General features: G+C 36.2%; 1 protein-coding gene. It reads right to left on the bottom strand.

Annotation, left to right across the window (positions count from 1 at the left end; translation table 11 throughout):
* A partial coding sequence (locus V7659_RS24960) for a substrate-binding domain-containing protein (protein WP_335542814.1) occupies window positions 1-455 on the bottom strand: 455 nt, incomplete at its 3' end.
* Window positions 456-539: the final 84 nt, after the last annotated feature.

Raw genomic sequence — 539 nt, 5'->3', positions numbered from 1 at the left:
GTACCTGCAATATTACCAGACTTAAGTGCATCAAAACCGATATGAGTAATTACTTCTCCACCATTAGAAGAACGGTCGATTGTAAAAACAGGGATATCTGCATCGTTTGCTTTTTTAACAGCTTGGACAATCGCGTCACTATCCGTTGGGTCAATGACTAACACATTGATATTTTGCTGTAAAAGATTTTCTACGTCAGATATTTGTTTACCAGGGTCGTTTTGTGCATCTGTTATAACCAGCTCAACCTTATCTTCTTTGGCTTGTGCTTCTGCTCCTTCTTTCACAGCAACAAAGAAAGGATTGTTTAACGTATTCATGGATAAACCAACTTTTAACTTACCGTTATCTTTTGTCTTTGAATCTGGTTTCGTGCTAGACGCTTCATCCATACTACATCCAACAAGACCAATAATGACCATAAACATTGCCAGCAAGGAAATAATCTTTTTCATCGTGAAACCCCCAATTTCTTATTTTTTAATTTTTGAAAACTTACTATCAACTAATACAGCAACTAATATAACGAGACCTTTAGC

The sequence above is a fragment of the Neobacillus drentensis genome (genome assembly GCF_036966985.1).
Classification (GTDB): Bacteria; Bacillota; Bacilli; order Bacillales; family Cytobacillaceae; genus Neobacillus; species Neobacillus drentensis_E.
This window is presented reverse-complemented; position numbering and strand designations above follow the sequence as displayed.